Origin of the sequence: Microbispora amethystogenes (genome assembly GCF_016863015.1) — a bacterium.
GTDB lineage: Bacteria > Actinomycetota > Actinomycetes > Streptosporangiales > Streptosporangiaceae > Microbispora > Microbispora amethystogenes.
The window spans coordinates 51,813-63,683 of sequence record NZ_BOOB01000019.1; the positions used below are offsets into that span (position 1 = coordinate 51,813).

An 11,871-nucleotide genomic window follows, 5' to 3' on the forward strand; every position below is an offset into this window, starting at 1 on the left:
AAGTTTCTCGCTATCTTGCGTGCCGCTGTGACGGTGTCGTATGCTCCGGCCGTTGCCGCTACGGTTTCTATGCGAGGTTCAGCTTTGCCCGAGTTGATTCCCATTACGGAAAACATTGGCACTGAAGTCCGCGGAATCGATGTCACAGGCCGTATTTCGGATAACGAATTCGAGCGCATCTATCGGGTTATCGACAAGGTCGGCGCGCTCGATGGTCCCGTTCTCGTCGCGGAGCCGGACGTGGTGATCGCCGGGCTCGAGGAGCTACGCCTCGCGTCCATGAGCCCCGTCGAGTTCGTCCAGGAACGCATCCGTGTTCGTTGACTCCTTGGTGGACAAGCTCGCCGAGCATCCCGCGCAGCGGATGCGGTTCGTGGCGCGCGACAGGACCACGCTGGACAAGACGTACGGCGAGATCCACGACGACGCCGTCCGGCTGATGGACGAGCTGCGCGACAGCGGCCTCGGTCCGGGTGACCTCGTCGGCGTGTTCGGCCCGAACTCCTACGAGTGGATTCTCGCCGACCTCGCGCTGCTCGCGCTCGGCTGCGTCCCCGTCGCCATCCCCGCGGAGAACCGTCACGAATCGGCGGAGATCGGCGCGTTCGTCGAGCGTTTCCGTCTGGCCGCGCTGCTGGTGACCCGGCCGCTCCCCGGCGAGGCCGGCCTGCCGGCGGCCACCGCGGTCCTGTCCGAACGGCCGGTCAAGCTCGGCCCGGCCCGGCACGACGACGTTCCGGCGCTGCCGCCTGGAGTGCGCACGATCGCGTTCTCCTCGGGCACCGCCGGGACGCAGAAGGGCCTGATGCTCACCGACGACGGCATCGCCAACACCGTCGAGCTGTCGGCCCGCGCGTGGCGGGTCACGACGGACGACGACATCTTGATCGTGATGCCGTACTCGAACTTCCAGCAGCGCTACCTCACCTACCTCGCGATCTCGACGGGCTGCGCGGCCACCGTCGTACCGCCGGAGATCATGTTCCAGGCGCTCAAGGTCGTGGAACCCACGATCATCCTCGGCCCGCCGTCCTTCTTCGAGGTGCTCTACAACCGGGTCATGGCCGCCGACCCGGCCGAGCGCATGGACAAGGGCCGCGGATGGCTGTCGATGTACGGGTCGCGGGTGCGGCTCATGTACACCGGGTCCGCGCCGGTGCCGCCGGCCATGGTCACCCTGTTCCAGGAGCTCGGCGCGCCGCTGTACGAGATCTACGGCAGCACCGAGGTCGGCTGGATCGCCATGAACGTGCCGGGCGCGGCCAGAGCCGGCACGGCGGGACGGCCCGTGGACGGCGTCACCGTCGAACTCGGCGACGGCGGCGAGGTCGTCGTGCGCGCCGAACGGCCGCAGGTCGCCGGGTACGTGTACGAGGGCGTCGAGACGCAGGACGCCGTCTTCCGTCCCGACGGCAGGATCGTCACCGGCGACCTCGGGGTCCTTGAGGACGGCTTCCTGCGGCTCGCCGGCCGCAAGAACAACGTGATCATCACCCGGAGCGGTGTGAAGATCAACCCGGCCGAGCTCGAGGCCGGCATCGAACGCGCCTTTCCCGGCGTCCGCGCCATGGTGGCCCTGCCGGACGGCGCCGCGCTGCTCGCCTGCGTCGTCTGGCTGGACGACCCGGGCAGGGCGGCCGAGGTCGAGGCGCACATCACACGGATGAACGCGGACCACGAGCCGTCGCACCGCATCGCGACGACTCTCGTCCGCCCGGCGGAGGAGCTCACCGTTGAGAGCGGCCTGTTGACCAGGAACTTCAAGATCGACCGTAGCGCGGTCAGGCGCACCGTCTGGACGAGTGGAGACAGGTGACCGAGGACGAGATCTGCCGGATCATCGCCGGCGTCCTGCCGGGCAGGGACGTCGCACCGCACATGAGCCTCAGGAACGACCTCGGCGTCGACTCGATCGGGCTCATGAGCATCGTGTTCGTCCTTGAGGAACAGACCGGCATCGACACCATGAGCCACATCATGGAGTTCACCGAGGCCGAATACGTGCACGAGATCGTCGGCATCTGCCTGAAGGCGGCCTCATGAAGATCATTGACTTTCACTGCCACGTCGCGGCCGAGATGTGCTTCCCGCCGTCGTTCCGCGACGGGGTCATCGACAACATGGCCGCGGCCATGCACGCGCGCGGCCTGCCGGCGCGCAAGGAACACCTGCGCCGCATGCACGACGCTACCCTCCAGGATCCGCTGTGCGACCAGCTCGTCAAGGAGATGGACGAGGCGGGGATCGACGAGGCCGTGCTGCTGATGCCCGACTTCACCTACGCGCTGAAGGACGGCACGCACACCATCGAGGAGATCGTCGACCACCACAAGGTGGTGACCGACCGGCACCCCGGCCGCTTCCGCGTCCTGGTCGGCGTCGACCCGCGGTGGGGAGCCGACGGGATCGCGCTCTTCGAACGGGCCATCGTCGAGTACGGCTTCGACGGGATGAAGCTCTACCCGCCGTGCGGCTACCGCCTCGACGACAAGGCGCTCTACCCGTTCTACGAGATCTGCGCGCAGCACCGGCTGCCGGTGCTGTCGCACATCGGCGCGACCTCCCCGGCCCTCGACTTCGAGATCGCGCTGCCGATCTACGTGGACCGGCCCGCGCGGGACTTCCCCGGCGTGGACTTCGTGCTCGCGCACGGCAGTGTCCACTACCCCGACGAGTGCGCGATGCTCTGCAACAACCGGCCGAACGTCTACATCGACGCCAGCGGTTACGAGGCCCCCGACGGGGTGGCCGGGCTCAACCGGTTCTTCCGCCGCAACATCAACCACAAGGTGCTGTTCGGAACCGACTGGCCGATCTTCCGGTTGCAGGGCAAGCAGACCAGCTTCGTGGAACGACTCACAGCCGAAGGAGCCTTCCCGGCCGAGATGACCCAGGCCGACCGCGACCTGTTCATGTGGAAAAACGCACAACGGCTTCTCGACAAGAAGGGCACGGGCAAATGACATCGTTGACCGACGGTCTCACCGCCGAGCAGGTCCAGTTCTTCAAGGACAACGGCTACGTCGGCCCCTTCGATCTGTACGAGCCCGGCGAGGCTCAGAAGATCTGGAGCAAGGCCATGATCGAGATGGCGCTGTCGAAGAACAAGCCGCACAACTCGACGATCATCAACTACGACCGGCACCTGGACTGCGACACGCTCTCCGAGCACATCTCACGGCCCGAGATCGTGAACAAGCTGCGTTCACTCCTCGGCGACGACATCATCTGCTGGAAGTCCAACATCTTCCAGAAGCAGCCGGGTGACGCCGGCACCGGCTGGCACCAGGTCGAGAAGTACATCGTCGGCGAGACCACGACCGCCGCCACGCCCTCGTTGAACTTCGCCTACAGCCGCGACGACGACACGGTCCTCCAGGACGTCAGCGTCTGGACCGCCTTCTCCCCGGCCAAACGCGAGAACGGCTGCCTGCGCTTCATCCGCGGCAGTCAGAAGCGCTGGTTCTACGACGAGACCAAACGACTCACCAAGAGCCCGGAGCGCAAGACCGACTTCTTCGGCTACGACTACTCCGAGCTCCAGATAGACCCGAGCTGGGACCCGGAGAAGGACGACGTCGTCGACATGGAGATGGAACCCGGTCAGTTCGTCCTGTTCGTCGAGAAATGCGTCCACGGGTCCCTGCCGAACATCAGCGACCAGACCCGCCTCGGCTACGCGTCCAGGTACGTGATCCCGCAGACCAAGGTGTACGAGCACGTGGACAAGCTGGTCGAGTTCGGCGACGAGATCAGCCTCGACTACCACGGCTGCGTCCTGGTCTCCGGCGAGGACAGGTACGGCTACAACCGGATCTACACCAAGAACCTCAACGGCTACGAGTTCAGGCGGGTGGCCAATGCCTGAGATCGACGACCGGCTGAGGAACTTCGTCGACTTCCTCGGCACGCAGCCGATGGCGCCGGACCTCACCTACGAGGAGGTCGCGCAGAGCACGTCACGTGCCGAACTCGGCATCAGCTCGCTCAACATCCTCATCCTCGTCAACAACTACATCGAGGAGAAGGCCGGCGGGAAGATCGCGCTGCGTCCCGAGTGGGTGCCGATGCTCGACGAGGTCGAAGGCATCCTGTCGGTGATCGAGGAGATCGACGCCGGCGCGCCGGTCGAGGTCTGAGTGGCGGCCATCGGGTCCTTCACCTGGGTCACCGGTCACGCCGAAGGCCGTCCTGAGGACATCCCCGGATTCGAGGACCTGTGGCGCGCGGTGTCGCCGGACACCGCGTTCGCCGCGATGGGGACGGGCACGTACCGGAAGATGACCGGGCCGGTGACCCCGTACATCGTGGACTGTGTGGCGAAGGTGCTGAGCGGGCACGGCGTCCGCGCGGCCGAGGTGGACCGGCTTGTGCTCGCGACCTCGGACGGCGTGCTCGGCCTGCTCGGCAGGGACGTCGCCGTCGACGTCATGCGCGCCGCCGGGCTCACCGCGTGCGTTCCCACGATCGTGTCGCTCCAGCAGTGCTGCAGCTCCATCGAGGCTCTGCGGTACGCCTGGGGCCTGGCCGTCGCGGGCGCGCGCAACGTCGTACTGGTGGCGCTGGACTTCACACCGGACGACCGCGACCGGGTGAGGTCCTTCGCGGTCTTCGGTGACGCCGTGGCCGGCTGCCTCATCAGTCGTGACCACGCCGGCCTCACGCTCGTGGGGACCGGTGTCGCCACCGACTTCTCCGGCATGGTCGGGGAGGACACGTTCGCGACCCGGCAGTCGGTGGCGCGGGCCGCGCTCGGCCAGGCGTTCGGCCAGGCCGGACGCACGCCGGAGGACGTCGCGAAGATCTTCACTTCGAGCCTGTTCGCACCCATCGCGACCTTCAACGCGATGGCCGCCGGACAGGCCCGCGAGAAGCTCCACTTCCAGGAGCCGATGACTCGGTACGGCCACTGCGGCAACGCCGACTGGCTGATCAATCTGACGGACTACCACGACAAGACCGGCCTGGAGCCAGGAGCTCTCTACCTCGCGCAGGCCTCCGCGCCGGGCTTCTTCGCGTGCGCACTACTGGAGGCAGGTACATGAAGATCGTGCTCGACGATCTCCGCGGCCCGGAGATCGCCGCGTTCCTGGAGGACCACCTGCGGGAGATGCACGCCATCACCCCCTCCGAGAGCGTGTACGCACTCGACCTCGACAGGCTCCGGGTCCCGGAGGTCACGTTCTGGTCGGTGTACGACGGCGACCAGCTCGTCGGCTGCGGCGCGATAAAGCGCATCGACGACACGCACGCCGAGATCAAATCCATGCGCACCGCCTACGAGCGCCGGCGCGACGGCATCGCGAGCCTGCTCCTCACCCACATACTGGCGGAGGCCAAGGCGATGGGCATCGAACGGCTCAGCCTGGAGACCGGCGCGACCGAGCCCTTCGAGCAGGCCAGGAAGCTGTATGAGAAGTTCGGCTTCGAAGCCTGCGGCCCGTTCGACGGCTACGGCCCCGACCCGCACAGCTACTTCATGACCCGGACGGTCTGACGACATGAAGGACGTCGTCCACGACTACGACCAGCAGTTGTACGACCGGTCGTTCCTCAACTGCTACCAGCGGCAGGCCATGGTCATGCTCGCCGAGCGTGTCCCCGACCTGCCACTGGCCTTCTACAACTGCCTGGTCGCCGGCGACGACATCGCCGACCAGGTCATCCGCCTCGGCCGGCCGAAGTACGACTTCCAGAGCGACCTGCTCGACCCCGCCGCACTCGCACGCGTCGGGATCACCCGTGAGTACGTGCCGTTCGACACCTACGCGCAGGCACGCGAGCTCATCTTCGACACCGTCGAGCGCACCGGATACGTGATCCTGTTCATCGACGTCTACTACCTCCCGCACACTCCCGAGTACCGCAGCGAGCACGTCGTCCACACGATCACCCTCACCTCCCACGCCGACGGCCTCTGGTCGATCCTCGACGACAACCAGGCCAGTGTGCTGTGCCGGTACGCCTATCCCGAGGACGTCGTCGCCGCGGCGTTCGACAACGGCAAACTGCGGCACGTCAGCTGGTTCCCCGTCGGCCCGTACGACGCCGCCGCCGCGGCGGCCGGGTCGTCGGCGGCGTTCACCGAGGTCCTGCGGACCTACGACGACACCTACGCCCTGCTCGACGGGGTCGCGGACCTGCTGGGGACACCGTGGATCACCCCGGCGCGCACCATCGCCCTGCTGTACGACGCCTTCTCGGTGTACGAGGGGTCACGGGCCTGCCTGCGGGAGTTCGCGAAGCGGCAACCGGCGTACGCGGACGCCGATCCGGCGCTCGCCGACCTCGTCGGCCGGTGCAGGGACATCAGGAACCAGCTGATGATCGGCAAGGCGATCGGCCGGGTGGACGCGTCCCGCGTGGCCGCCGCGTGCGCGGAACTCCGCACGGCCGAGGAGGACACGCTGAAGCGGCTGCGCGGGCTGGGAGGACTCTGATGCCGATCGATCCACGCCTGGTCGTGACCGGCTACGGCCCAGACGGCGAAGCGGTCGTCGTACGCGACACGCCCGTCCCGCCGATCACGGCACGCGCGTTCCCCGGCCAGGAGATGTACCTGCTGTGGGGCAGCCCCGACGGCGGCGCGACCGTCGGCCCGAAGGCTCCCGGCCCGATCACGCTGCCGTTCTTCGCCGGAGCCGGCGGCACGCGGCTCCTGCTCGTGCGCTTCCCGCCCGCGTCCGCGCTCACCGGACCACCGTCCCCCGACGACCAGGCCGAGATCGACGCGGAGGTCCAGGAACGCCTCCCCGGCCTGATGGACGTCTTCGAACCCGGCGACACCTCGGGGATGCACACCACCGACACCCTCGACTACGGCATATGCCTCGAAGGCGAGCTGTGGCTCGAACTCGACTCCGGTGACGAGGTGCGGCTCACCCCCGGTGCCTGCGTCGTCCAGCAGGGGACCCCGCACGCCTGGCACAACCGCTCCGAGACCCCGGCACTGATGGCGTTCGTCGGCATCGGCGCCGAGCGGCCGACATGACGAGGCTGGTCGTCGTCGGGACAGGGCCCCGCCTGTACCGCGAGTTCATGCTGCGTGGCATCGGTGAGCGCCACGACGTCCACATCGTCATCGGCAGACCGGCCGAATGGGAGACGCCGTACGTCACCGGCGTCAGCGTCGTGCCCGGCATGACGCCGGACGGCATCGCGGCCGCCGTCCAGGAGATCGTCGCGCAAGGCGGCGTCGACGGCGTCATGACGTGGGCCGAGGACCACGTCGTCGACACCGCGCTCGCCGCGGCCGCCGCGGGCCTGCCAGGCCCCGGTCCCGACGCCGCACGCGCCTGCCGCGACAAGCACCTCACCCGCTCGGCCCTCGCCGCACGCGGCGTCCCACAGCCCCAATCCGTCCTGGTGGGCGACCTCACCGAGGCGCGCGCCGTGGCCGACAAGTTCGGCTATCCCATCGTCGTCAAGCCGAGAGGCGGCGTCGCGAGCCAGGCCGTCGCGCTCATTCACGACGCCGGGGAACTGGCCGGTCACTTCCCCTCCGCGCACCGTCTCCCGGCCGCCGGCCTGCGCTCCCCGGACCGCTCCGTCCTGATCGAGGAGTACCTCACCGGCGAGGAGATCGCCGTCGACTCGGTCGTGCGGAACGGCCAGGTCATGCCGATCTTCGTCTCGCACAAGGAGATGGGCTACGCGCCGTACTTCGAGGAGACCGGCCACTGGACACAGGCCGCCGACCCGCTGCTGGCCGACCCCGCGATCATCGAGTTCCTCGCCCAGGTCCACACCGCCATCGGCTACTCGACCGGCGCCACGCACACCGAACTCAAACTCACCGGCAAGGGCCCGAAACTCATCGAGATCAACGGCCGGCTGGGCGGCGACCTCATCTCCTACCTGTGCGAGAACGCCTCCGGCGTGGCCCCCGGCCTGGCCCTCGCCGCCGTGTCCTGCGGCGTCGACCCCGACCTGACACCGGTACGCACGTCATGCGCCGGAATCAGGTTCGCCTACCCCCCGTGGCCCGAGACCCGCGTAGAGCAGATCGCCTTCGACGAGGCGGCCCTCCCCCCGGAGACGGACCTCGCCGTTCCCCTGGCCGGCCCAGGCGAGGTCGTCCAACTGCCGAACAAGGACCTCATGGAAGCCCGCGTCGCCTTCGCCACCGCCACCGCGTCCACCCGCGAGGAGGTCTCCGCCGCACTGGACCAGTCCCTGGCGGCACTGCGCTGCACGTGGAGCCCCGCATGACCAAGCCGCGCACGTGGAGTCCCCCATGACCAACCCGCCGCAGACACCCGCCGCCGAAGCCCCTGCGGGGGTGATCCGCACGCTGCGCGAACTGCCGCGATCGGCCGTCGTCCTGCTGTTCGGCATCGCGCTGAACCGCGCGGGAAGCTTCGTCGCGCTCTTCCTGATCCTGTACCTCACGGGCCTCGGCTACAGCCCCGGGCAGGCGGGCCTGATCGTCACCGGTTTCGGCGTGGGCTCGATCGTGGGAACGTTCGCCGGCGGCAGCGCCACCGGAAAGTACGGCCCACGAATCGTGATCATCTGGGCGATGCTGTCGTCCAGCCTCGCCATCGCGGCCCTGACCCTCGTGACATCGCTCGTCCCGCTGCTGGCCGTGAGCTTCGCCGCAGGCGCCTTCGGCCAGATGTACCGCCCCGCCGCCATGACGATGCTCGCCGACCTGACCCCGCCGCGCCGCCTCGTCACGACCTCGGCCGCCGGCCGTTTCGGCCTCAACCTCGGCGCCGCCGTCGGCCCCCTGCTGGGCGTATGGCTGGCCGCCGCGTTCTCCTACCAGGTCGTTTTCCTCGTCAACGCATCAGTGGACCTGCTCTTCGCCGTGGTCGTCCTGCTGGTCATCCCGGCCGCGACCCCTGACCGCGTGAGCGACCACCCCACCACCGGGAACCGGGCCGCCGAGGCCCCGGCCCCCAAGGGCACCGCGCGTTACAAGGACCTGCTGGGGGACCGACGCTACCTGCTGTTCCTCGCCGGCATGTTCATCACGGCCGTCGCCGAGGCCCAGTACCACTCGACGCTCCCGCTCGAAGTGCAGCAACGCGGCTACCCCACCGCCCTCTACGGAGCACTGGTAGCGATCAACGGTGCGTTGGTCATCCTCGTGGAACTCCCCCTGACCCCCTTCGTCCAGCGCTTCCCCATGCGAACCACCGTCGCCACCGGCTGCCTCCTCCTGGGCGTGGGCCTGAGCCTGTTCGGCCTCCCCTTCGGTCCATGGATCTTCGTCCTGGGAGCCGTCGTCTGGACCCTGGGAGAGATCATCAGCGCTCCCAGCATCGGCGCCTACCCGGCCCTGGCCGCGCCGACTCCCACCATCCGCAGCCGCTACATAGGCGCACTCTCGACCTGCCAAGCGGCGGGCTGGGCCATCGGCCCCACGATCGGCACGGCCCTGTTCGAGCACGTGGGCGGCGCTGTCTGGGTGATGTGCGCGGCCCTTGGCTTCCTCGCCTACCTCGGCATGCGCGCAGGCGTCCGCGAGCCCGTCCTGCCCTAGCGTCTGACCGGCTGTGGACGCGCGCCGAGCCTGTCCACCATGGCGCGGTCGAGGACCGCCGTGGTGGCGAGCAGCATGCCCTTCTTCAGCCACCGCGTGTCCTCGGTCTGCACCTTGCGCCGGCCGAGGTACTCCAGCGTCGTCCGGTCGAAGATCCACTCGGTGCGTGCACCCTTGTCCTCCCGGGCGACGGCGATCCCCTCGCGGCCCGCGGCGTCCTGGGACCTGTCCACGATCGTCACGCCGGGGATCCTCGCCACCGCGCGGTACAGTGCCGCGCCGAGCGCGGGCGGCAGCACCTCCTGCTCAAGCAAGGTGCCGATGGTGTCGAACGCCCGCTGCTGCCTGGTCGTGCCGTCACCCTCCTTCGTCTCGGGATCGGCGTAGATCGCCTTCAGCAGGTCGTCCGGGTCGGCCGGCAGCTTGGCGAGTTCCTCGTACCGGTGGCGGTAGTCCACGTCGCCCTGGTCGTACTCCTCCTGCCGGCCGTTGTCGATGATCAGCCCCTTGCCGTTGAACCGCCGCTGCTCGACCCAGATCTCTCGCCTGACCATGGGCTGCATCTCCATCGGGCCCTCACCCGGCATGGTCTGCTCCCGCACCGGGACGGCGAAGGCGTACAGGGTCCTGCGGTAGGAGTACCTGCCCCCCTCTGCCGAGGACCTGGCCGCGACCAGCGAGATGCGTTCCAGCTGCCCGCTCACGTCGTCGGAACTGGCCGTGCCCAGCGGCACCACGGCCAGCCGGCTCGCCGCCACCGCTGTGCCGGCGGGCCGCCGTACGGGCTCCGGCGTCGCCGCCGGTCCGGCTCCCGCGAGGAGCACGGCCGCGCCGACGGCCAGCGCCGCCGCGCCCGCCAGTCCCGCCAGGAGGGGCCGGGGTCGCGTACGGAACGCACGCCGGGTGAGGGACGTCCTGTGCTCGTCGTTGACGATCTCTGCCATGAAGTGCTCCCTGAGGATCCGGAGACGGTCGGCGTCGAGATTCGAAGTCGCGGGCACCGGGAGCTCGTCCCTCCGGTCCGCCGGCTGGTCGGTGCCGCGGTGCTGGTGCGCGTTCATCGGATCGTCTCCTGTGTCGACCGGGCCGTCTGGAGACGGCTCACCAGGTGCTGTCCGCCGGGCAGGGGCCGTTCGGGTTTCGCACGCGTCTTTTTCAGTTCCTCGTCGGTCAGCTTGGTGAGGCGGGTACGCGCGCGGGAGAGGCGAGAGCGCACCGTGCCCTCGGGAACGCCCAGCGCCTCGGCCGCGGCGGCATGGCTCAGCCCGGCCCAGACACACAGCGTGAAGACCTCACGGTCGGCCCGGCGCAGCCTCGCCAGGGCCGCCCGTACGGCATGCAGCTTCTCGGCGTCGCCCATCCGATCGACCGTCTCGTCGGCGAAGTCGGTCACGACCTGTCGCGGAGGCAGCCTCGCCAGCGCCTCGCGGTGCCGCCGGGCGGCGCGGGCCACGTTGCGGTGGACATTGGTGGCGATCCCCAGCAGCCAGGGCAGCAGGCTGTCCCCCTCCGGGCGCAGCCGGTGACGCCCCTGCCAGGCCTCCAGGAACGTCACCGACACCACCTCTTCGGCGACCTGCGGGTTCCCCGACAACCTCAGGGCGTGCCGATAGACGGCCTGGGCTTCCCGGTCGAACAGCTCACCGAAAGCCGCGGGGTCGCCCTGCCGCACTCTCTGGCGCAATGAATGGTCCACACAGCGTCCTATCCGCCATCCGCCGTCCGTTCGAGTGATCCGGCTCACACCAGTGCGCCACGGCTCTCGGTGTCCGTTCCCAGGGCCCGGCACAGCCGCACGACGTAGCATCGGGCTCCGTGATCGTATGGCTCAACGGCACCCACGGCGCGGGCAAGACGACGACCGCTGCCCTCGTACAGCCACTGATCCCGGACTCACGGGTGTTCGACGCCGAGAAGGTGGGCGAGACGCTCATGGACATCACGCCGGGGCTGCCGGCGACCGACAACTTCCAGCACTGGCCGCCGTGGCGGCCACTCGTGGTCGAGACCGCCCGCCGCGTACTCGACTACGCCGGCGGCACTCTGGTGATGCCCATGACCGTCCTGGTCGAGCAGTACTGGCGCGAGATCAGCACGGGCCTCACCCGGCATGCCATCCCGGTACGGCACTTCGTCCTCCACGCCGACCAAGACACCCTCCGCAGGCGCATCGAGGGGGACACTCTTCTCGGCCCCTCGCCCTTCCGTCTCAGATACCTCGAGCCCTACGCCGAGGCGGCCCGCGCGTGGCTACACGACGAGGCCGAGGTCGTCGACACCACACACCTGACACCCGCCCAGGCAGCACTGCAGATCGCAGAGGCCGTCAAAAGTTGAGGTTCGCCCCCACGCGGAAACCGTGCAAGCCGTAGGCGGTTGCA

The 11,871-nt window shown here is 68.8% G+C and carries 15 protein-coding genes; 13 read left to right on the forward strand and 2 right to left on the reverse strand.

The window, feature by feature from the left end:
* The first annotated feature begins 84 nt into the window (after positions 1 to 84).
* Genes Mam01_RS15000 through Mam01_RS15055 form a run of 12 tightly spaced genes read left to right on the forward strand, consistent with a single transcriptional unit; the run spans position 85 to position 9,490 of the window.
* The gene (locus Mam01_RS15000) at positions 85 to 324 is read left to right on the forward strand and encodes a hypothetical protein (RefSeq protein WP_204285944.1); all 240 of its coding nucleotides are present in this window, start codon (positions 85 to 87) and stop codon (positions 322 to 324) included.
* A complete protein-coding gene (locus Mam01_RS15005; RefSeq protein WP_204285945.1) occupies positions 314 to 1,816 on the forward strand; it encodes an AMP-binding protein in 1,503 nt (500 codons plus the stop codon). Before Mam01_RS15000 ends, Mam01_RS15005 begins: the two co-directional genes overlap by 11 nt.
* Positions 1,813 to 2,043, forward strand: a complete 231-nt coding sequence (locus Mam01_RS15010; RefSeq protein ID WP_204285946.1) for an acyl carrier protein — start codon at positions 1,813 to 1,815, stop codon at positions 2,041 to 2,043. The genes Mam01_RS15005 and Mam01_RS15010 overlap by 4 nt, the downstream gene beginning before the upstream one ends.
* Positions 2,040 to 2,963, forward strand: coding sequence for an amidohydrolase family protein (locus tag Mam01_RS15015; protein WP_150936397.1), 924 nt, complete (start codon positions 2,040 to 2,042; stop codon positions 2,961 to 2,963). The genes Mam01_RS15010 and Mam01_RS15015 overlap by 4 nt, the downstream gene beginning before the upstream one ends.
* On the forward strand, positions 2,960 to 3,868 hold the full coding sequence (locus tag Mam01_RS15020) for a chlorinating enzyme (RefSeq protein WP_204285947.1): 909 nt from the start codon (positions 2,960 to 2,962) through the stop codon (positions 3,866 to 3,868). The genes Mam01_RS15015 and Mam01_RS15020 overlap by 4 nt, the downstream gene beginning before the upstream one ends.
* On the forward strand, positions 3,861 to 4,139 hold the full coding sequence (locus Mam01_RS15025; protein WP_150936401.1) for a hypothetical protein: 279 nt from the start codon (positions 3,861 to 3,863) through the stop codon (positions 4,137 to 4,139). The genes Mam01_RS15020 and Mam01_RS15025 overlap by 8 nt, the downstream gene beginning before the upstream one ends.
* Positions 4,140 to 5,045 (forward strand): beta-ketoacyl-[acyl-carrier-protein] synthase family protein, encoded by a 906-nt coding sequence (locus Mam01_RS15030; RefSeq protein WP_204285948.1) that lies wholly within the window; start codon positions 4,140 to 4,142, stop codon positions 5,043 to 5,045.
* A complete protein-coding gene (locus Mam01_RS15035) occupies positions 5,042 to 5,497 on the forward strand; it encodes a GNAT family N-acetyltransferase (protein WP_204285949.1) in 456 nt (151 codons plus the stop codon). Before Mam01_RS15030 ends, Mam01_RS15035 begins: the two co-directional genes overlap by 4 nt.
* A gap of 4 nt (positions 5,498 to 5,501) precedes the next feature.
* The gene (locus Mam01_RS15040; protein ID WP_204285950.1) at positions 5,502 to 6,440 is read left to right on the forward strand and encodes a hypothetical protein; all 939 of its coding nucleotides are present in this window, start codon (positions 5,502 to 5,504) and stop codon (positions 6,438 to 6,440) included.
* Entirely contained in the window at positions 6,440 to 6,991 is a 552-nt protein-coding gene (locus tag Mam01_RS15045) for a cupin domain-containing protein (RefSeq protein ID WP_204285951.1), read from the forward strand. Before Mam01_RS15040 ends, Mam01_RS15045 begins: the two co-directional genes overlap by 1 nt.
* A complete protein-coding gene (locus tag Mam01_RS15050; RefSeq protein ID WP_204285952.1) occupies positions 6,988 to 8,211 on the forward strand; it encodes an ATP-grasp domain-containing protein in 1,224 nt (407 codons plus the stop codon). The genes Mam01_RS15045 and Mam01_RS15050 overlap by 4 nt, the downstream gene beginning before the upstream one ends.
* A gap of 25 nt (positions 8,212 to 8,236) precedes the next feature.
* Positions 8,237 to 9,490 (forward strand): MFS transporter, encoded by a 1,254-nt coding sequence (locus Mam01_RS15055; RefSeq protein ID WP_204285953.1) that lies wholly within the window; start codon positions 8,237 to 8,239, stop codon positions 9,488 to 9,490.
* Here the strand turns inward: Mam01_RS15055 and Mam01_RS15060 are convergent.
* A complete protein-coding gene (locus Mam01_RS15060) occupies positions 9,487 to 10,551 on the reverse strand; it encodes a CU044_5270 family protein (RefSeq protein ID WP_204285954.1) in 1,065 nt (354 codons plus the stop codon). The genes Mam01_RS15055 and Mam01_RS15060 overlap by 4 nt on opposite strands.
* The gene (locus Mam01_RS15065) at positions 10,548 to 11,174 is read right to left on the reverse strand and encodes an RNA polymerase sigma factor (RefSeq protein ID WP_239101317.1); all 627 of its coding nucleotides are present in this window, start codon (positions 11,172 to 11,174) and stop codon (positions 10,548 to 10,550) included. Before Mam01_RS15065 ends, Mam01_RS15060 begins: the two co-directional genes overlap by 4 nt.
* Before the next feature lie 131 nt (positions 11,175 to 11,305).
* On the opposite strand from Mam01_RS15065, the gene Mam01_RS15070 reads away from it, so the two are divergent.
* Complete coding sequence (locus tag Mam01_RS15070; RefSeq protein ID WP_204285956.1) at positions 11,306 to 11,827, forward strand: AAA family ATPase; 522 nt, start codon at positions 11,306 to 11,308, stop codon at positions 11,825 to 11,827.
* Positions 11,828 to 11,871: the final 44 nt, after the last annotated feature.

Bases quoted from the DNA above. Each gene is read 5' to 3' on its own strand.
- Mam01_RS15015 (WP_150936397.1), top strand. From the start codon at position 2,040: ATGAAGATCATTGACTTTCACTGCCACGTCGCGGCCGAGATGTGCTTC.
- Mam01_RS15020 (WP_204285947.1), top strand. From the start codon at position 2,960: ATGACATCGTTGACCGACGGTCTCACCGCCGAGCAGGTCCAGTTCTTC.
- Mam01_RS15025 (WP_150936401.1), top strand. From the start codon at position 3,861: ATGCCTGAGATCGACGACCGGCTGAGGAACTTCGTCGACTTCCTCGGC.
- Mam01_RS15035 (WP_204285949.1), top strand. From the start codon at position 5,042: ATGAAGATCGTGCTCGACGATCTCCGCGGCCCGGAGATCGCCGCGTTC.
- Mam01_RS15040 (WP_204285950.1), top strand. From the start codon at position 5,502: ATGAAGGACGTCGTCCACGACTACGACCAGCAGTTGTACGACCGGTCG.
- Mam01_RS15045 (WP_204285951.1), top strand. From the start codon at position 6,440: ATGCCGATCGATCCACGCCTGGTCGTGACCGGCTACGGCCCAGACGGC.
- Mam01_RS15050 (WP_204285952.1), top strand. From the start codon at position 6,988: ATGACGAGGCTGGTCGTCGTCGGGACAGGGCCCCGCCTGTACCGCGAG.
- Mam01_RS15055 (WP_204285953.1), top strand. From the start codon at position 8,237: ATGACCAACCCGCCGCAGACACCCGCCGCCGAAGCCCCTGCGGGGGTG.
- Mam01_RS15060 (WP_204285954.1), bottom strand. From the start codon at position 10,551: ATGAACGCGCACCAGCACCGCGGCACCGACCAGCCGGCGGACCGGAGG.